This window comes from Wolbachia endosymbiont (group A) of Machimus atricapillus (genome assembly GCF_964027095.1).
In the GTDB taxonomy this organism is placed as follows: domain Bacteria; phylum Pseudomonadota; class Alphaproteobacteria; order Rickettsiales; family Anaplasmataceae; genus Wolbachia.
Genome location: NZ_OZ034727.1, coordinates 1,033,174 through 1,052,613 on the forward strand (window position 1 = coordinate 1,033,174; position 19,440 = coordinate 1,052,613).

The 19,440-nt window shown below is 34.2% G+C and carries 18 protein-coding genes and 2 pseudogenes; 11 read left to right on the forward strand and 9 right to left on the reverse strand.

Going from position 1 to position 19,440, the window contains the following annotated elements:
* Window positions 1–216 precede the first annotated feature (216 nt).
* From AAGD68_RS05075 to AAGD68_RS05100, 6 genes and pseudogenes are all read left to right on the forward strand, one after another.
* Window positions 217–696, forward strand: a complete 480-nt coding sequence (locus AAGD68_RS05075) for an OmpA family protein (RefSeq protein ID WP_265016724.1) — start codon at window positions 217–219, stop codon at window positions 694–696.
* A 142-nt stretch (window positions 697–838) separates the two neighbouring features.
* Window positions 839–2,125 carry a tRNA lysidine(34) synthetase TilS gene (gene tilS / locus AAGD68_RS05080; RefSeq protein WP_264688043.1) on the forward strand — a complete coding sequence of 429 codons (1,287 nt, stop codon included), beginning with the start codon at window positions 839–841 and terminating at the stop codon, window positions 2,123–2,125.
* Window positions 2,126–2,333: 208 nt separating this feature from the next.
* Entirely contained in the window at window positions 2,334–3,293 is a 960-nt protein-coding gene (locus AAGD68_RS05085) for an ATP-binding protein (protein ID WP_341814159.1), read from the forward strand.
* An 82-nt stretch (window positions 3,294–3,375) separates the two neighbouring features.
* Window positions 3,376–3,546, forward strand: a pseudogene (locus AAGD68_RS05090) (tRNA(Ile)-lysidine synthetase); the annotation flags it as partial.
* A gap of 12 nt (window positions 3,547–3,558) precedes the next feature.
* On the forward strand, window positions 3,559–5,391 hold the full coding sequence (gene ftsH / locus AAGD68_RS05095) for an ATP-dependent zinc metalloprotease FtsH (RefSeq protein WP_264731997.1): 1,833 nt from the start codon (window positions 3,559–3,561) through the stop codon (window positions 5,389–5,391).
* Between the two features lie 159 nt (window positions 5,392–5,550).
* Window positions 5,551–6,228, forward strand: coding sequence for a hypothetical protein (locus AAGD68_RS05100; protein ID WP_264688046.1), 678 nt, complete (start codon window positions 5,551–5,553; stop codon window positions 6,226–6,228).
* 25 nt (window positions 6,229–6,253) lie between these two features.
* Here AAGD68_RS05100 and tmk read toward each other — a convergent pair whose 3' ends face one another.
* Window positions 6,254–6,856 carry a dTMP kinase gene (tmk, locus tag AAGD68_RS05105; protein ID WP_253302246.1) on the reverse strand — a complete coding sequence of 201 codons (603 nt, stop codon included), beginning with the start codon at window positions 6,854–6,856 and terminating at the stop codon, window positions 6,254–6,256.
* Window positions 6,857–6,964: 108 nt separating this feature from the next.
* Between tmk and AAGD68_RS05110 the strand changes: the two genes are divergently transcribed.
* Together AAGD68_RS05110 and AAGD68_RS05115 are read left to right on the forward strand one after the other, a co-directional pair.
* Window positions 6,965–7,537, forward strand: a complete 573-nt coding sequence (locus AAGD68_RS05110; protein WP_182367219.1) for a thioredoxin family protein — start codon at window positions 6,965–6,967, stop codon at window positions 7,535–7,537.
* Window positions 7,538–7,542: 5 nt separating this feature from the next.
* A complete protein-coding gene (locus AAGD68_RS05115; RefSeq protein ID WP_264688048.1) occupies window positions 7,543–9,261 on the forward strand; it encodes a monovalent cation:proton antiporter-2 (CPA2) family protein in 1,719 nt (572 codons plus the stop codon).
* 30 nt (window positions 9,262–9,291) lie between these two features.
* On the opposite strand, the gene AAGD68_RS05120 is transcribed toward AAGD68_RS05115, so the two are convergent.
* From AAGD68_RS05120 to AAGD68_RS05135, 4 genes are read right to left on the reverse strand one after another with little or no spacing between them, the layout of a single operon-like run.
* Window positions 9,292–9,909: an SURF1 family protein gene (locus AAGD68_RS05120; protein WP_341814160.1), complete on the reverse strand. Its 618-nt coding sequence runs from the start codon at window positions 9,907–9,909 to the stop codon at window positions 9,292–9,294.
* A 1-nt stretch (window position 9,910) separates the two neighbouring features.
* The gene (bfr, locus tag AAGD68_RS05125) at window positions 9,911–10,387 is read right to left on the reverse strand and encodes a bacterioferritin (RefSeq protein ID WP_253309893.1); all 477 of its coding nucleotides are present in this window, start codon (window positions 10,385–10,387) and stop codon (window positions 9,911–9,913) included.
* A gap of 59 nt (window positions 10,388–10,446) precedes the next feature.
* Window positions 10,447–10,941, reverse strand: a complete 495-nt coding sequence (locus AAGD68_RS05130) for an RDD family protein (RefSeq protein ID WP_253309894.1) — start codon at window positions 10,939–10,941, stop codon at window positions 10,447–10,449.
* Window positions 10,941–11,579, reverse strand: a complete 639-nt coding sequence (locus tag AAGD68_RS05135; protein ID WP_253309895.1) for an HAD family hydrolase — start codon at window positions 11,577–11,579, stop codon at window positions 10,941–10,943. The genes AAGD68_RS05130 and AAGD68_RS05135 overlap by 1 nt, the downstream gene beginning before the upstream one ends.
* Window positions 11,580–11,739: 160 nt before the next feature.
* Between AAGD68_RS05135 and AAGD68_RS05140 the strand changes: the two genes are divergently transcribed.
* Together AAGD68_RS05140 and AAGD68_RS05145 are read left to right on the forward strand one after the other, a co-directional pair.
* Window positions 11,740–12,567 carry a hypothetical protein gene (locus tag AAGD68_RS05140; RefSeq protein WP_253309896.1) on the forward strand — a complete coding sequence of 276 codons (828 nt, stop codon included), beginning with the start codon at window positions 11,740–11,742 and terminating at the stop codon, window positions 12,565–12,567.
* Between the two features lie 361 nt (window positions 12,568–12,928).
* Window positions 12,929–13,944, forward strand: a pseudogene (locus tag AAGD68_RS05145) (IS110 family transposase).
* Window positions 13,945–14,133: 189 nt separating this feature from the next.
* Here AAGD68_RS05145 and AAGD68_RS05150 read toward each other — a convergent pair.
* Both AAGD68_RS05150 and gatB read right to left on the reverse strand, forming a co-directional pair.
* Entirely contained in the window at window positions 14,134–15,660 is a 1,527-nt protein-coding gene (locus tag AAGD68_RS05150) for a hypothetical protein (protein ID WP_341814161.1), read from the reverse strand.
* A 132-nt stretch (window positions 15,661–15,792) separates the two neighbouring features.
* Window positions 15,793–17,217, reverse strand: a complete 1,425-nt coding sequence (gatB, locus tag AAGD68_RS05155; RefSeq protein WP_264687817.1) for an Asp-tRNA(Asn)/Glu-tRNA(Gln) amidotransferase subunit GatB — start codon at window positions 17,215–17,217, stop codon at window positions 15,793–15,795.
* A 374-nt stretch (window positions 17,218–17,591) separates the two neighbouring features.
* Between gatB and ruvX the strand changes: the two genes are divergently transcribed.
* Complete coding sequence (ruvX, locus tag AAGD68_RS05160) at window positions 17,592–18,059, forward strand: Holliday junction resolvase RuvX (RefSeq protein WP_341814162.1); 468 nt, start codon at window positions 17,592–17,594, stop codon at window positions 18,057–18,059.
* A gap of 44 nt (window positions 18,060–18,103) precedes the next feature.
* Here the strand turns inward: ruvX and ruvC are convergent, their stop codons facing one another.
* Both ruvC and AAGD68_RS05170 read right to left on the reverse strand, forming a co-directional pair.
* Window positions 18,104–18,592 carry a crossover junction endodeoxyribonuclease RuvC gene (gene ruvC / locus AAGD68_RS05165; protein ID WP_253309367.1) on the reverse strand — a complete coding sequence of 163 codons (489 nt, stop codon included), beginning with the start codon at window positions 18,590–18,592 and terminating at the stop codon, window positions 18,104–18,106.
* A complete protein-coding gene (locus AAGD68_RS05170; RefSeq protein ID WP_341814163.1) occupies window positions 18,593–19,420 on the reverse strand; it encodes a cytochrome c oxidase subunit 3 in 828 nt (275 codons plus the stop codon).
* Between the last annotated feature and the right edge of the window lie 20 nt (window positions 19,421–19,440).

The following is a 19,440-nucleotide window of genomic DNA, read 5'->3' on the forward strand; positions in this document are numbered from 1 at the left end:
AAAGTATATTTGCTTAAAGTACATAAAAAATTGTACTTTTTATTCCTTTATTGGATTTTTCTACTCAGAGTCCAGCATATTATAAGAAAATTAATTGTAAGGGTGTAGAAAAAGTATTTAGTATTTTATTTCTCTTGACTATATTACAATATGGAGAGATTATTAGCTACTGAAATTAAAGTTACGCACTATTTTAAAATTTATGGAGGTTTAGTAATGTGGAGTAGACTGGTTATAATGTGCTGTTTTTGTTTGCTACTTACTGGTGTAAGTTCTTGCCCAAAAAAAGGAGCAAATACAACAAATAAAATGAATTCTGTTGTTAAGCAGATAGGTGATAAAAGAGTTTTCTTTGGTTATGATGAATCTAGTATTACTGAAGTAAGCGCAGATGCATTACTTAACGTAATGGAGGTGTTACAAGATAACCCTGACGCGAAGGTTACTTTAACTGGTCATACTGACAACCGTGGTTCTCATGAATATAATCTTGCGCTAGGCGCTAGAAGGGCAGATGCAGCTAAAAAATTTATGGTTAGTTGTGCACCCTACATAGAAAACAGAATAAAAACTGCTTCTAAGGGTGAAACTGAGCCTTTGGTTAATGTAAAAGATGATTCTAGAAATTCTAAATATGAAAAAGAGCATGCTAAAAATCGTAGAGTGGAATTTTCATTTTCTGGAATAAAGAAATAGTTTCTTGCATTAAAACCTGGATCCCAGTGTCAAGCACTGGGATGACAAAAGAGAGCAATTCCGCTGCTTGTTAGCGGGATCTATATATACCACAAATAAGTCGCTGTATGACGTAGAGACTATCTTGCCATCAAGAAACATAATGAAATTAGAGTTATTATTTCAAAATATAGCTAATAGCTTTGCTTTCTATAACCAAATCGCAGTTGCAGTATCAGGTGGTGTAGATAGTATAGTCTTACTGCACTTAATGACTAACTGGGCAAAAAAAAACAAGCTTTCACTTCCTATAGCATTAACAGTAAATCATGGGTTACGTTCAGAGTCTCAAAAAGAAGCTGATTTTGTTACAAGTTATGCAAAAGAACTTGGAGCAAAGGAATCGTTCATATTAAATTGGGAGAAGCAAAATATTAAAGGTAATATTCAATTACAGGCACGAAAAGCACGATATAAGTTACTAGCAGAGTGTTGTAAAAACAATAATGTTAAATGTTTGCTCGTTGCTCATCACAAAGATGATCAAGCAGAAACGTTCTTATTAAGATTGGAGCGAGGTAGTGGCGTAGATGGATTATCATCAATGGATTACAAATCTTTCTTAAATGGTATTTATATATTTAGGCCATTGTTAAATTTTAGTCGTAGTGAAATAGAAAAGTACGCTAAGCTTCACCGGTTAAAATGGATCGAAGATAGAAGCAACTATAACTTAAAATACAGGCGAACTTTATACCGTAGCTTACTTAAAGCAAGTGACAATCAAGAGATTTTAACAGAGCGAATATGCCTCACAGCCCTTCATATGAAAAGAGCTGCAAAAGCGTTGATGCACTACACACGCCTTGCATTTAATGACTGTGTTAATGTTCATGATCTTGGTTATATTGAAATTAAACTAAGTGAATTTTATCAATTGCCAGAGGAAATAGCCTTGAGGCTTCTTCTTTACTCTATAATGGCAATTGCCAGTAAACATTATAAACCAAGGTACAATAGCCTTATTGCGATATTTAATAAAATATTGCAAAAGGATAGTAATGTTAACTGTACACTTTCTGGGTGCAAAATAAGAAAATATGGAGAAAATATCTTAATAATTAGAGAATCGTCAAAGATACAAGAAATTACCGTAAACCTACCTTTAAATGAACCTACTCAATGGGATAACAGATTTAGCTGCACAATACTCGGAAATCAAGAGTGTTCAGTTATCATCGCTCCATTAAAAAAAACACAAAAAGTTCCTGAATTTCTGAAGGATTACAACTGCTGCCCTGAAGTCTTTTATTCTTTGCCTACAGTACAAAAAGATGGAAAGGTACTTGCTTATCCTGATGTAATTCATGATACAAAAGACATCAATAGTAATAAGGTTCAATTCATTATTAGTTGCATAATACAAAAAAATCTTATATTATCGATATAGTATGATCGATGATGAAAATTTATCTTAGTGAGGGATTATAATGAAAATAACTTGGCGAGAGTTCTTTAAATTCATTTTCCCTTTGTTATGTTTAGCAATTGCTGCTTTTATTTATCTTATGTATATTCTGTTTCTTAGAATTAAGACTGCTACGGACACTATACTTTTTGTGCCTATCATTATAAAATCCGCTGTAGTAACTTGTGTAGTGGCAGGTACTGCAGCTGTACTTTTTGTGTTTGGGGCAATATGTGTTGTTTTTTATGAACTAATGACATCACCTAAAGTAACGAATGAACAAAAAGTAACACTTGATGATGTTGCAGTTTCAGACGATGTAAGACGAGAGTTAAGAAAGATTTGTAAACTTCAGTCAAAAAGGGAAATAGAAATAGACGAAAAGCTAAATTATGCGCAAGACACAGGATACATTTTTTATGGTCCACCGGGGACTGGCAAAACTTTGCTTGCTAAAGCAATTGCAAATGAAACTAAATCTTCATTTATAAGTGTTTCTGCATCTGAGTTTATTCAGCGGTATGTTGGCACTGGTCCAGGAAATATACGTAAGCTTTTTGAGAAAGCAAGAAAAAATGCTCCTTGTATAGTTTTTATAGATGAAATTGATTCTGTTGGTGAAAAGCGCTGTGATGGTAGCAGTTATGGTCATCAAGCGTATACAGAAACTTTAAATCAGTTATTGACTGAATTGGATGGCTTCAAATCTAGAGAGGGTGTGATAGTAATTGCTGCAACTAATCGTATGGGTGTTTTAGATTCTGCACTCACTAGGAGTGGTCGTTTGTCCAAGCACATTAATATTCCTTTACCAGACGAAAACCTACGTGAGAAAATATTAAATCTTTATATGAAGGACACACCAAGAACAGAAGATCTAGATCTTACAGAACTTGCAGGTAGAACTAAAGGTTTTTCAGGAGCTGATTTATTTAATTTAGTAAATTCTGTAAAAGATTTTGCCAGAAATCGTATTGTAAAAGAGGACACAGAAGAAATCGTTATTACCATGAATGATGTTAGTAATGCACTTGAAAAGCTTAAGGATGAATTTCAAAAGCCTGAGAATGAAGAAGCAAATGTAGGAAATGTGTTACAGACTCTTTTTAGTATAGCTCCAAGGAATTCTAATGGACTTACTAGTACGTGAATTTATAGCAGATGAAGTTAATTATTGTTCATGAAAAAAAACACACTGAGTGGTGGTCACAATTAAATACACCTTTTAAATTTACAACTGCTGCCCTGAAGTCTTTTATTCTTTGCCTACAGTACAAAAAGATGGAAAGGTGCTTGCTTATCCTGATGTAAATTATAACGAAAAAAATACCAATGACGATAAGGTTCAATGCATTATTAATAGCACGATAAAACAAAATTTGGTAAGCTTGATTAGTACTTAGTTAGAAATAGAAATGAAAAAATTTTTAGAAGGCTTATTGATCTGGTTAGTAATTATTGTTCTTATTTCAGTTGTTTATATTCAGTTCAGCGGAAATGTAGGTAGAAGTAAAACAACCATACCTTTTTCGGAATTTTTAACTAGACTAGAAGACAATGATGTAGAAAATATTGTCATAAAAAACCAGAGCATTGAGGGCAAGTTTAGGGATGGTTCAAGTTTCAACTCAAGCGGTGTTATATATAGCGACCTAATAAAAAATTTACATGATAGAAAAGTGAGATTCTCCTTTTCAACTGGAGATTCTGCCATGAGCGTAATTGGTGGATTACTTATCTCATGGGTCCCAACATTTATCTTTATTGGCTTTTTGCTATTCTTTCTTAAACAAACACAAGCGGGGGGCAACAGAACTATAAGCTTTGGCAAGTCAAGGGCTAGACTCATGACTAGTGGGAAAAAAGTAACATTTGATGATGTTGCCGGAATTGATGAAGCAAAAGAAGAGCTAGTAGAAATCGTTGATTTCCTTAAACAAAGGCAAAAATTTCAAATATTAGGTGGAAAAATACCAAAAGGGTGCCTTTTAATTGGCTCTCCTGGAACTGGTAAAACTTTACTTGCTCGTGCAATTGCAGGAGAAGCTAATGTGCCATTCTTTAGCATTTCTGGATCTGATTTTGTTGAGATGTTTGTTGGTGTTGGTGCGAGCCGTGTTCGTGATATGTTTGATCAAGGCAAGAAAAATGCTCCTTGTATAATTTTTATAGATGAGATAGATGCGGTGGGTAGACATCGTGGCATTGGTCTTGGTGGTGGTAATGACGAAAGAGAACAAACATTAAATCAGTTATTAGTTGAGATGGATGGCTTTGAGTCTAATGAGGGCGTAATAATAATTGCTGCGACTAACCGTCCGGATGTCTTAGATCCAGCACTGCTTAGGCCTGGTCGTTTTGACCGGCAGATTACTATTTCTTTACCCGATATAAATGGGCGCGAGAAAATATTAAATACGCATATAAAGAAAATATCAATGGCCCCTGATGTAAATGTGAAAACAGTTGCAAGAGGAACACCTGGTTTTTCAGGGGCTGATTTAGCAAATTTAGTGAACGAATCTGCGCTTATTGCTGCAAGAAGAAACAAGAAGATTGTTACCATGGATGATTTCGAATATGCACGTGATAAAGTGATGATGGGTGTGGAAAGGCGATCTCTCATTATGACAGAAGAGGAAAAGAGACTGACTGCATACCATGAAGCTGGCCATGCGATGATTGCTGTTAATATGCCTGCTTCTGATCCTATACACAAAGCAACAATTATTCCACGCGGTAGGGCACTCGGTTTAGTTATGAGACTACCAGAAACAGATAGAGTGTCCCTCACAAGAGAAAAGATACTAGCAGATATAACTGTTGCAATGGGTGGACGTGTGGCAGAAGAGCTAATTTTTGGCTATGATAAAGTCACAAGCGGCGCATCTTCAGATATAAAACTAGCATCAGATTTATCACGTTCTATGGTAACAAAATGGGGAATGAGCGACAAAATAGGTCCGATCTATCACAATCGCGAACAAACTATGCATGGTTCTGAGATAATTTCTGAAGATACGTTAAAACTTATAGATGAAGAAGTGAAGAAAGTTGTGTCTTCTTGCTATGAAAAAGCGAAAGACATTTTGACCAAGCATAAGAAAGGCTTAGATCTCATTGCCGAAAATCTACTGGAGTTTGAAACTTTAACAGGAGATGAAATAAAGGACATATTAAGCGGAAAAAAAATTGTTAGAGAGGAAAATGAGAAGAATGAGAAAATAAAAAAATCCTCTCTCTATTAGATCTGACCCTAGCTTAAAATGCTAATCAGCTAACGCTGCAATAAAACATTCAGAATTGTAACTGTCAATATAAATTGTATTAGAATATTCATAATGTTGCATTTTCATCACGATAATGCTATCATTCAGTTAGTATTACTGTTTAATGAGGTATGAGTAATGGTTGACGTAGCTTCTATTGGTGTAAATGCAGTCATTGATCATAAGTATAAAAAAAGAGCGCAATTAACTTTATTAGGGCTATTTCTTGTTGTATCAGCAGCAACTGCTGTCTGGTTTCTCTTTCCTGTATCACAAAATGTACTAGTGCCATTTTTGCTCCCAGCCGTATTCTTGTTCTTTACTCTATCTATGGGTTATTACATGTTCATATTTAGTTGTGAAAAAAAATCTTTGGTAAAGAATGTTCTTGGTATGGTTGAACCAGCTGAATCAGTAAAGAGAGTGTATTGCCAAGAAAATATTAAATCCTTATTAGCAGAAGTGAGAAGTACTACGAGAGATAGGTTTTGCAACGCGCTTGTTAATCTTTGTTTTGAAGATCGTAGTAAAGCACACGAACTTGCATTATCTGTGAAAGAAATTGACGATATTGTGTCTTCAATAAAAAATAAAGACCTCTTAGACCATTTTGATCAATTTTTTACTATTACTGAAGTAAGTAATAAAAAAAATAGAAGTGAATTAATGAACCTCACAAGGGCATATAAGATAATAAGTGAAGAAGATCCAGACAAAATACAGGATTTTTTAGCTACTCAAACAAAAAGTTATTCATGTGAAATAATGTTACCTAAAATTAATAATTTTCTATCACAAGTTAAAGGTTCGGTTTAAATTAGTAGAGGTTAAATAAATATAGTTAAGTCTTTGCAATAGTGATTTTATCAATAATCTTAGTGTGTACTTGATTATCATTTTTTGTTTCAATTTCAGTGATGACATGGCACCTAACGGGCTCTTTTATGGCGATTTCTTTAAACCCTTTTCCAACTTTATTATAAAAATTAACATCCATTTCTTCATATTTATTCTTGTCTTTCGCTCTACTTAACCCAACTTTAACATCAATATCTAGAATAAATGTAATATCTGGATATCTAACTCCAGCCAACCTGTGCAAATCTTCTATTAGTTTTAAATCAACTCCAAACCCATATCCTTGGTATGCAATGGTTGAATCAATAAACCGATCACAAATCACTATTTTCCCTTCTGCAAGAGCTGGTAATATTAATTTTTTCATATGTTCGTGCCTCATCGAGATAAGTAGCAAGAGTTCAGAAATAGGATCAATATTATTTGTTAACAACACTCCTCTTATCTTTTCTGCAAAATCAGTGCCACCTGGTTCTCGAGTCGACACTACATTATTTTCGCCGTGAATTTGCTTAAAATGATTTGCAAGTAGCTTAGATTGTGTTGTTTTACCAGAGCCGTCTATTCCTTCGAAAGTTATGAACATAAGTTTTATAATTATAATACTAAAAAAGAATATGCAAACAGTATACATAGAAACCGTTTGACATTTAAATAATAAGACCGTAAATTACATATGGTATAATAATAGTCTATGGTTGCTCTGAATACTCCTAAAGTCGATTTTAGTTTTACTGCAAAAGATTTTAATCTTTTGGGAGTAGACAATAAATACTATACATTAAGTGACTGTTGTGGAAAAAATGGTCTTATTGTAATGTTTATATGCAATCACTGTCCTTACGTTCAGTCAATTATTAGCAATCTGGTAAGCGATGTTGATCAATTGAAAAAAGATTATCAGGTAAACACCGTTGCAATAATGTCAAATGATGTAAATGAATATCCAGAAGATTCCTTTGAAAATATGATTAATTTTGCCAAGGAAAATAAGTTTACATTTCCATATTTAATTGATAGTACACAGAAAATAGCTAAAGAATACGGGGCTGTTTGCACTCCTGACTTTTTTGGCTTTAATTCCAATTTAAACCTTTGCTATCGTGGACGTTTTAATGACACAAAAAAAGAAAAGGTTCAAAGCTATGAAGTAGGAAGTAGTGACTTATTTCAAGCTATGAAATTTATTGCAGAAACTGGTAATTCTCCAATTGACCAAAAATCAAGTATTGGCTGCTCAATTAAATGGTCTAATTCTACAGGTTAAATATCATGCACAGTGGCTCTCAGCATTTGTTTGATATTATAATTTTACTTTCTGCTGCTGTGTTTATAGTCATAGCGTTCTGGAAAATGAATATTAGTCCAGTGCTCGGTTACTTCGTTGCAGGTGCAGTTATTGGTTCTCATGGATTTAATCTGATACACTCAGCTGAAGCAATGGATAATCTTGCAGAATTTGGTGTAGTTTTCCTATTATTCATTATAGGCCTTGAATTGACATTTGAACGCCTGATCGCTATGCGTATTCATGTATTTGGGTTCGGTTCTCTTCAAGTTATAGTTACCATGGTAGCAATATGGTGCATCGCTCTTGCTTTCGGAGTGAATACGAATATAGCAACAGTTATTGGTGGTGGGCTTGCGCTATCCTCAACAGCAATAGTGTTGCAGGTTCTGCAAGAAAAAGGTTCTCAAGCAAGTCAGGTTGGTAGGTTGTCAATAGCAGTACTATTAATGCAAGATTTTGCAGTGGTACCATTAATAGTATTGGTACCTTTACTTGCTGGCAATTCTGAGCACAGCCTGATAAGCTCATTGGCAGGTTCATTGGTGCAAGCAGCTATTGCATTAGTGCTGATATTTATAACTGGTAGATTATTGCTTAGACCTTTATTTTCGGTTATTGCTAAAATGGAAAGTAATGAGGTCTTTATATCAACAACGCTTTTAATAGTATTAGGAGCAGCATTTATTACTGAGCAATTCCATTTATCGTTGGCATTAGGTGCATTTGTCGCTGGATTGTTAGTTGCAGAAACAGAATACAGACACTCAGTAGAACACGCAGTATTGCCATTTAAAGATTTGTTTCTTGGCTTATTTTTCATGACTGTTGGTATGTCTATCAATACCGAACTTTTACTCAACAAGTTACCACTAATTACTTTATTATCGATTATCCTTATCGTTTTAAAAACATCTATCATATATATATTGTGTAGATTTTTTGGGTTTAAGAGTGCACCTGCTATACAAGCTGGGTTACTACTTTCACAAGGCGGTGAATTTGCGTTTATTTTATTTCGCTTAGCAAATGAACTAAATGTGCTACCAAGTGAAATCGCTCAAGTACTTATGATGGTAACTACAGTAACCATGGCTTTCACTCCTCTTTTATCGGGGCTTGGAGATTGGATAGCAAACTCATTTAGCACTGAGAAAATAATATTAGATGATGAAGCTGTTGAAACAGATACACAAGATCTTTATAACCATGTAATAGTTGCTGGATTTGGTAGAGTGGGATATATGGTAACAAAAATGCTTACTGCAGAGCATTTAAGTTACGTTGTTGTAGATATTCAATCAAAAATAGTCAAAGAAGGAAAAAGTGATAGTTTTCCTATATATCTTGGAGATGTTACAAGATGTGAAATTTTAAAATCAGTAGGAATAGAAAGAGCTCAAGCTCTCGTTATTTCAATAAAGAATGAAGTTACTATAAAAAAAGTTGTTTCCTTAGTTGCTGCAAATTTTCCGCATGTAAATATTGTAATACGCTTACCAGATCTGAGTAATGTGGAGGTTTATAGAGATCTAGGAGCTAGTAAAATTATTCCTGAAACATCTGAGATAGGATTGCAGCTAGGTGGAGCTGCACTGAGCCTCAGTGGTATTAGCGAAAGTGGAGTTACGTCTTTAAAAAGTAGATTTAGAAAAGGCAATTACAGTATGTTAAAAGACCTTGGTAGTGATAAAGATGAATAACTACTTTTCTAATTTTATGTACAGAAAGCTTCAAGCTTTATTGAGGTTTTGCCTATAGTAAATTACGCACATAATCAACCAAGTTAAGGAAAGTGCAAACCAAGTGATTGCATATTCCAAATGCTTCATTGGCTGTATAGCTACTTTGCTGCCAAAATTGTTCGGCCACAATACACACTTCTCTAGCTTAATACCTAACTCATTGGAAATTTCCTCTGTACTCAGGGTAAACCATGTATTCGAAGCAGTATCGTTTTTGATGAACCAATTTTTGCTTTTATTGCTATCGCAATATAAAGTTCCATCTGCAACTACTTTTTCAATTTTTACTTTTTTCTCCTTTTTTTTTCTGACTATTCCTTTATTCACCAACATGTAACGTCCAGTGGTGAGCAACATAGGAGACAGCACGTGATAGCCGTGTTGCCCTGCAAAAACATATAGTTCTATGTCACTTAGAATCCCATCGATCTTGACATGCCTATAGTTAAATTTTTCAAGGTCGTTATTGGGCAATAGATGAACAACTGGAAGACTCATACTTTTAATAATATTATTCTTCCAGTTCAATCTGAATACTTGCCATAATCCTAATAAAAAAAGAAGCAAGCAAGGTATAATTAAAATAAATACTGTTTTTTTTAACACTCTATATTTGTGTTCTTAAATAGTTTTCAACACCCATTAGTTCAATAAGGTCTATCTGTTTCTCAATCCAATGGAAGTGCTCTTCTTCATTTTTTAACATCTCTTCTAATAACATTACACTAACAAAATCTTTTTCTTTCTCAGCGATAGAAATCGTTTCTTTGATATCCTTAATACCTTTTCCCTCTAATTTTAAATTAGCCTCTAAGATTTTCTGTATTGTGTCTTTTGCAAACTTTCCATCATACTTTGATATTTCATTTGTATCTTGAAAATTTGGTACGCCTTTAAGCAATAAAATTCTTTCTGCCAACTTGTTTGCATGTTCAAGTTCTTCGTTAAGCTCATTTTTTACCTTTTCTGCAAGTCTATTAATTCCATTGTTTTTGAGAACCGCAAAATGCAAAAGATACTGACGTACAGAAGTCAGCTCATTGGTCAATAATTTGTTCAAATGTTTTACTATCTCTTCATTCATAATCTTCCCTTAGTTCAATTTATCAGCATAATTTATATGATAACGATGATTATAGCAACTCATTTAATAGTTCCTTTGATAACAACCGTATTAAATAGCATGTCGTGGTATGTCTGTTTCTTTTTAGAAAAACAAGCAACTAGATACCAGCAGAGAGTGAGCAGCATTATAATTACTTTCAATGCACTCAAGACATTCACTAATACCTCCTGATCTTGCAAAAATTCAGTAAGGACAACTACTACACTGTTTAACAAAGGAAGAAAAAACTGGGAAGTGCTTCTGTCAAACGCTAAATTCAAGTCTATTTTAGAATTATCTAAATTGATAGTACATATATTCATTAACTGTTGACCTGGAGTTGCTTGGGCCTTTGAAGATATAAAATATGTGAAGTAACTACAATTTACACACATGTATGATAGATGTAAGATCAACGGAGAATCCTCTAATAGCAGTATAATTAATAAAGTTGGAATTAATAAAATTGCTACATCTATTAAATATGCGCAAAAGCGCCTTTGTATACTGGCAATCTCTGTAACAGCGGTCATTACCTATCTTCTAAATACTTTATTATAAAATCTGTAAGTTTATCAAAATGTTGAAAACATGACAAATCTTCATAACCGCTTATTGATTGACCGTATATAATAGGTAAACAATTGGCATTTTGTGCACACAGAACATCTGTGATGCTATCACCAACGAAAAACACATTTTCTCTATTTATAGGCAACGTACTCTCTTCTAGTGCAAATAGCAGTGGGGTTGCAGATGGTTTATCTTCCGCGGTATCGCATGACCCAACTACTCTTTCAAAGTAAGAATCTAGTTTAAAATAGGCAACTTCTTTACGTAAATTAGTATTTTTCTTATTACTTACTATTGCTAGATAAATATTGTGGCTTTTCAGTGTCTGCAACATTTTCTCTACTCCTTGATTCAGAGCAATGTTTTGCAATAGTGCATCGTCTAAATATTGTTGATATATCTGGTTCGCTTTTTTCCACTGATCGCCAAATAAATTGACCATATAGCTCTTTCTCGACTCATGGGAATTTCTATCAGCAGCTTTATTACTATACCCCATTGAGTTTATGGTATGCTTAATAGCATTAAAAATGTTATCTTGAGTGTCAACTAAGGTATTATCCCAATCGAATACTACTGCTAATTGACTATCCTTCATCTCTTATATGGTTATACATTTCAACTTAATAAGTAAATAGCATTTTAATAAAAAAAATATAAATAGGACGCTCTTACTCTTTACCACAAGTTATGTTAACTGTTTTTTATATAATTAGCTAATATACTGGTTATATGATATGTTTTAATAGGTAACAGGTATGGCCCAGACATCTAAAGAAAGTGTTGAAAAAAAGTTTAAAGGTGTCTTTGAACGTTCTCCAGGTGCTTTTCCAGAAGGTACTCCGTTAGAAGAGAAGGTTAATTATATTGCAAAAGGAACAAAGGCTCTAAAGGCTATGAAAAGTAAAGAGCTCGAAAACAAAATGAAAAGCGTTGCAGAATTGAATCAGAAATTTGAAAGTCAAAAAAGGCGTACAGATGAAAAAATACGTCAAGATTTTGAAAGAATTGCTGAGCTTGACCAACAATATAAAGGGAAGGGCATCTTCACAAGTGAAAAAGTTGCAGAATCAAAAAATGACAAAAAATTTCAAGAAGCAGCCAACACTCTTAGAGAAACTACAGCAGAAGGTAAAAGCGTTGAACAGAGTGGACAAAAAAAGACTTCTGAGGCTTCTGTACAAACAGATACACAGCCATCAGAGCACATCGTTAGTCCCTCAGTGAGCAAGAGTTCTGTAAAAGAGAAGCCCAACACTGAGCCAGGCAAAAAAGATACCACACCTCAACCACAAGAAAATCAAAAAGAAGAAGGGTTTTTGAGTCTTCTGAAGCGCTTTGTTAAGAAAATATTAGAAAAACTTTTAGGTGAGGATGAAAAGAGTGTGGAAAATGCTCGTGGCATAAAAGAAGATGCTCAAAGAGATACGTCAAATAACGAAGAGCAACAAAAGAGTAAGCACTTTGATAAAATTTTAAATCAGGACCAAAGTATAAGCGAGGGTTTGAAGCAGGCAACAAAGCTTGAAAACCCAACGATAACACCTGTTAATACTCCTGAAGTAAATACAGGTCGTGAAAGGTGATCCGCTTTCAAGCTTCATTATACCGCCACGAACCATCATACCGCCGCGGTATCTCTAGATCCCGCTAACAAGCAGCGGGATGACGATTGTCCGGGTGTCATCCCAGCGCCTCTATGATGTCATCCCAGTGCCTCCTTCTTGTATCTTGTCAAAAGCATCTAATGTTTTAAGCTTAAGCATTAGGTGGAGAAGGAAGGAACTCTGTGCTTCTTCTTAGATATAAAATCTGTAGAGGAGATAAGAATTCCCTTCTCAAAAGTATAGGCTGGACGGTATCGTAGAAAGACCTGAATGGTTCTAATTCTGTATTCACAAGGTTAGCCTTACTTTTCATTTTTAATGGTAACGTATGGGGTTATATATGATCAACAACTTTTTGGGCATAGATATATCAAAAGATCGCTTTGATGTTTTTCTCTCATTTATAAGCAAAAAAGGAAAGCGTGAAACTAGAAAAAGAAGCTTTAAGAACGATGGTTTCAAAGTCTACTGAATTTTCTACACAAACATAATGTAGAAAAAGTAAAAACCTGCATGGAATCTACTGGTTGTTATAGCGAAGCACTGGCTGAATTTCTACACAATGCTGGACATTTTGTAAGTGTTGTAAATCCTTATTGCATAAAATCTTATGCAAGGAGTAAGCTGATACGACAAAAGAATGATCAGACCGATGCAGAAGTTATTGCTGATTATTGCCAAAGACAGGAACCTTCTAGTTGGACACCACCTTCTCCTGAAATGAAAAAATTAAAACATCTTTATCGTTGCTCAGTTGCGTTAAAAGATGAGTTAACATTAGTAAATAACCACTTAGAAAAAAAAGAGAGACTGCCTAAAGAAGTTGCAAATGCTTGGGAAGACCTTGCAATGAATATAGCTCAAAAAATAGAAACAATAAAAAACTCCGTACGTGAACTATTAAATCAACACAAAGAATTGTTGGAAAATTTTCAACTTCTATTGACTATTCCAGGCATAGGAGAAGAATCAGCAATAGCTATTTTAGCTGAAGTTTCTGATATAGAGGTTTTTAGAGATGCCAGGCAATTGGCAGCATATACAGGAGTTATACCACGAAATATGACGTCAGGTTCCTCTGTATATGCCAAACCCAGATTAAGTAAATCCGGTTCACAAACATTACGTAAGGCACTTTTCTTTCCTGCCATAGTAGCTAAGAATCACAATCCTATCATTATGAGCTTTTGCCAAAGATTAAAGGAAAAGGGTAAGCATAATATGGCCATCGTTGGTGCTGCAATGCGTAAGCTACTCCATATCATTTTCGGTATTCTGACATCCAAAAGTGCTTTTGATCCTAACCATATCAAAAACTACAGGGCTAGGAGGTTGACTGAAGGTTTAGTACTTTAAAATCAAAAATGCTTCCTATCTATCTTATGTAAAGTGGTATCTTACACAAATTTATTGAATGTTGTTGGTTAGTGGATATGTTGATAAGTAAACTTCATCTGTTTTGTGCGTATAAAACTAATTTACTTATCAACATATCCACTAACTATAATCTGTGTACTGTTACACAATTGGAAGTATTTTTTGATTTTATGATGCAACTTGGGAAATTTTTATAATTTTTTTGTTGACTAACAAGACGGTATCTCCTCTCACATTCCACTTACAGTCACGAGAAGTAATTAAAACATAAGGTTTTTTATGCCTAGGATGTAAAGATGAAGGTAAAAACCTTTTAATACCTTTATATCCCTCAGCATTATCAAAAATGAACAGGCTTCTCCTTCCCCTTCTTGCAAAAAAAGCATATGTTTCTTTAACAATAGTTTCTATCATCTTGTCATTTCCGTACTTATCCTGGGGAGAAATGCCTAGTTTATCATCTTTAGCTAAGTCCAGAAAAGAACTTTCCATAGTCTTAGAGTTTTCAGCACTTATCCATATAACATTGCCACCATAATACTTTCCATACTTGTAAGCATATTTCCTAGTTAACTCACTTTTTCCCACTCCTCCAAGACCACTAATAGTAGCAACCTGCGATATCACCGCTTGCCTGCCCGTGCTCCTTTGTAGTGCGTCATGTAAGGCTTTTAATTCAATACTTCTACCAGTAAAAGATGCCACTGGCTCTATTATGCCAAACCAAATCGCTCCTAAAATTTCCTCTCTTATTTTTTCAAAAAACTCATTTATTTCTTCATGTGATAGAAACTTTCCCTCTCTTGCTTTCATCCAATCCAGAACTTCTACCAGAAAGCGACCATAAACGTTCTTTTTATCGATATTATTAAATTCTTTGCCTAACTCATTCTCAATGATTTCCGCTAGTTTTATCTCGTTAGGTTGATTTACTGCAAATACTAATTTATCAAAAAATTCCCTTATATTCTCTTCTAACTTGCCTTCATTTGTCATTCGCTCAAACTCACGTTGCCATACCTGATTTCTTTCCAATTTTCTTTTTGAGTTTTGATCTGATTTACCTTGAAGTTCTTTTATCTCCTTTTCCAATTCTTCTATTGCTTCTTTTACAGCACTCTTAAATGCCGGTTGCACTATTGAAATCATGTTATCGTGAGTATAAGAGAACTTGTATCTCGTACCGCCGTATTTAAAAAAAATATCACTAGTGCTTATTACTTCAACTGCAATTTCTATTCCCTTGTTTGGTCCCGAAGTTTTTACTTTCAACTTTTTTATTGTATTTTGTGTTGTACTTTGAGCTAGATCGAAACCGATATTAGTACAGATAATAAAGTCCTCTAGGTCACCATCTGCAAAATCTTGATTATTTTTAGTCTTTAGGTAGGGAACAAAATATTTTGCCAAGCTAAATTCACCACTTTTATCTTTTGAAAGCAATTTGCCTACACCGATTTTTTCGCATTCATTTTGCTTGTGTTTGATTTGTACAAACCTATGTACTGTTGTTCCATTTTGCCTATATCGAAAAACAATATCATCAAAACCTGCAGCTGATTCCATTTCTGTGGCTAAGCAGAAAGAATATTCTCTATCTACTGCACGTTTGAGAAACAGCATTAGCCACTTCAATTGGTAAATATCACCATGAAAAGAGCGTTTTCTCCCTCCAGCAGGATAAGTTTCAGGCATCCTCAACCTCACATAATTTTATAAATAGTACCCATAAATGGTAAAAAAGTTATATGTCATGATATACAGATATCGTAACAAAGACCTTGGAATATCTACGAGATGTGCTGTTATGTAAATAAAAAAATGTGACTAATTACTTAATCTTTCACTCAAAATTGAATTCACAACATCAGGGCTGGCTTTTCCCTTGGTGAATTTCATGACTTCACCAACAAAGAAACCATATAATTTTGTTTTACCGCTTTTGTATTCTTGAACTTTATCTTGGTTGTCATTGATGATTTTATCTATTACCTCTGAAATTTGACATTTGTCAGTTATTTGCTTGAGATCCTGCTCTTCTATAATAAGGGATGCAGGCTTTCCAGTTTCAAACATAATATCAAAAACTTGTTTACCAAGTTTAGCAGAGATCGTTCCATCAACGATAAAATCTAAGAGTTCTGACAAAGCATTTGCTTTGATTGGGGAGCTCACAATATCAATATTTGCTTTATTTAAACGACCGAAAAGCTCTACAGTTAACCAGGTGACCGCGAGCTTTGAATCATGTTTTTTTATCAATTCCTCAAAGTAATCAGCAATCGCCTTATCGGAAGTAATGACATTTGCATCGTATTCGTTGATACCTAATTTTTCAATGTATCGCTGCTTTTTCTGCTCTGGCAACTCAGGCAAAGATGATTGAATTAAATCAATTTTCTCCTGGCTTACCTCAACAGGTAATAAATCAGGCTCAGGGAAGTATCTATAGTCGCTTGCATCTTCTTTGTTTCGCATCACTTTTGTTTTTCCCGAAGCAACGTCAAACAATAAGGTATCTTGACTTATTTCTTCCCCACCTTCTAAAATTTCAATTTGTCTTTGTATTTCATAGTCTATAGCTTGCACAATATAACGTATCGAGTTCAGATTTTTTATCTCACAACGAGTGCCAAATGTGCTACTGCCTTTTAGGCGGACAGAAACATTTGCATCACAACGAAGTGATCCCTTTTCCATATCACCATCACATGAACCAATGTAACGCAAAATCTGCCTCAATTTTTTCATGCATTCTGCAGCTTCCGCAGATGAACGGAGATCTGGTTCTGAAACAATTTCCATTAAAGCAACCCCTGCACGATTTAAATCCACATAAGTTTTGCTTTCCTCATGAACGCTCTTTCCTGCGTCTTGCTCTAAATGAATTCTCGCAATTCTTATTTCCTTTTCATTGTCGTTGATAAATACTCTACCATTTTTAACTATTGGCTCAAAAAACTGGGTTATCTGGTAACCTTGCGGTAAATCAGGATAAAAATAATTTTTCCGATCAAAGTAAGAACACTTATTAATTTCTGCAGAAATTGCAAGACCGGTGCGTATTGCTTGCTCTATGCAGTAATAATTTAGTATTGGCAGCGTACCTGGCATTGCTGCATCAACTAGAGAAACTTGAGTGTTATGCTCAGCACCAAACTCCGTTGATGAGCTAGAAAATAGCTTCGTATTAGAAGAAACTTGAGCGTGCACCTCAAGCCCAATTACCGCTTCCCAATCCTCTTTCGTCATGTATTTTATTTAAATGATAATCTTAATATTCTGCAAAATTAACACAAAAAGTCAAAACAAAACCCACATTTTTATTTTTTGTCTTAACTTTTTAACCTATAGTAATTAAAATATGACCTTACCCAGAAAGAGTGAAGAGAAAGAAAAGGCGTTTTTTTATAATAAAAATGTTTTTTCAAAAGGAGTAGTAATGACAAAAAGAAGAGAATATACAGTTGAGTTTTAATTAGAAGCTGTGTATTAAACAGCGTAGACATTCTGCTATTAATTATTGCATTCCTGAGCAATTTGATTCATTATTCTTTTTGTAAAAAATTTTCTTGACTTTCTCTCTACTTTTTCTGGGTAAGGTCACTTTAAAGGAAGTCTAATAGATGCTACATAGAAATCCAGATGAGTTTCTAAAGTCTATTCCAAAAGATAAGCGCATAATGTGCCTTGACATGGGAGAAAAGCAAATAGGTATAGCATTTAGCGATAAAACACAGCTTATAGCCACAGCTCATAGTGTATATTATAGGAAAAATATGAGCAAAGATTTAGGTTATCTGCATAGAATATTCAAAGAAAATGAAGCTGGATCAATGGTAATAGGACTACCATTAAAAATGGACGAGCAAGAAACTAAATGGTGTAAAACCATAATCCAATTCGCAAATAAAACAATAAAAAAATATAAAGTACATATATACTTACAAGACGAAAGCTTCTCAACATCTATCGCAACTCGTACACTAAAAATCACTGGAATATCAATCACAAAATCAAAAAAAATAGATGATAAAATCTCCGCATGTATTATTTTGCAACGAACGTTAGACAAAATAAATACAATCAAATAGTTTTTTCAGATCTGGAAATCTTCAAACTGAATCTCATATAAAAGTTACTCAACAAAACAAGAACCTTTCGTATAAGCATGACAAATTGCTACAGCAAGAGCATCAGCAGCATGGTGACATTTTATACTCAAATTTTTAACTATTTGCTTCACCATAAATATAATCTGATCCTTATCAGCATGGCCATTTCCGGTAATGCTTTTTTTTACATAGTTTGCATCATATTCATTCATAGTTAGCTTTGTTATTTTTAACGCTAAAATTACAACCCCTCTTGCATATCCTAAAGTTAGTGAAGATTTAGGATTTTTATTAACAAAAATTTTTTCTACTGCAGCTTCATTCGGAGAATATTGAAATATTACTTTCTTTAATTGTTCAAAAATTATATGTAAGCGTTCACCTGTACCCAATTTTCCATCAGTTGATATGGTACCGCCGCCCAAAAATTCAATATTATTTTTCTCGTTCAGGCTGATAATGGCCCAACCAGTCTTGCTTATCCCTGGATCTAGACCTATTATTTTAACCACTTAATAAACGCTTAACCAATAGACAAACAAAAATAAAAACATCCAGACTACATCTACAAAGTGCCAATACCAGGAGGCAAACTCAAAGCACAAATGGTCCTGAGGTGTAAACTGGCCTTTCCGCGCTCTAAATAAACACACTGATAAAAATATTATTCCTATTATAACGTGTGCGCAGTGAAAACCGGTAATCATATAAAAATTGGATGTATAAATAAGCTTTTCTCCTGTTTCTTGTAGAGAAAAACTCGCTTCATGATACTCTATTGCTTGCACTATTATAAAAAAAACCCCAAGCAATATAGTTATGGACAGCATTTTAATCGTGCTCTTTTTATCATTTTCAAGTAAAGAGTGATTTGCCCAAGTAATTGTTGTACCAGAAAGCAATAATATTAATGTATTCATGAATGGTAGTGACCACGGATCAGGTGGCAAAATTCCCTCAGGGGGCCATTCAACTTTTTTTGCAGGAGAAAACGCCTCAAATAAAAAAACTGGATCAAGCCAGGCTTTAAAGAATGAACAAAAGAACACTATAAAAAATACGACCTCCGAGAGAATAAATAAGTACATTGCAAATTTGAGTCCATGTTTTACAATGGTAGTATGACATTTATCATAAATGGCCTCCCTTATTACATCTCTCCACCAATAGAACAGCACCCCTGATACTGCGGAGATTCCCAGAACTAAACAAAACATTCCGAAAATTTGTTTATGAAGCGCGCCAACTAATCCAAGTGCAAGAATAAGAATTGCTGCTGATATAGCAATTGGCCAAGGACTTGGGTCCACTAAATGAAAATCATGTTTTTTACTTTTCATAGCATTTTAAAAAATACTTA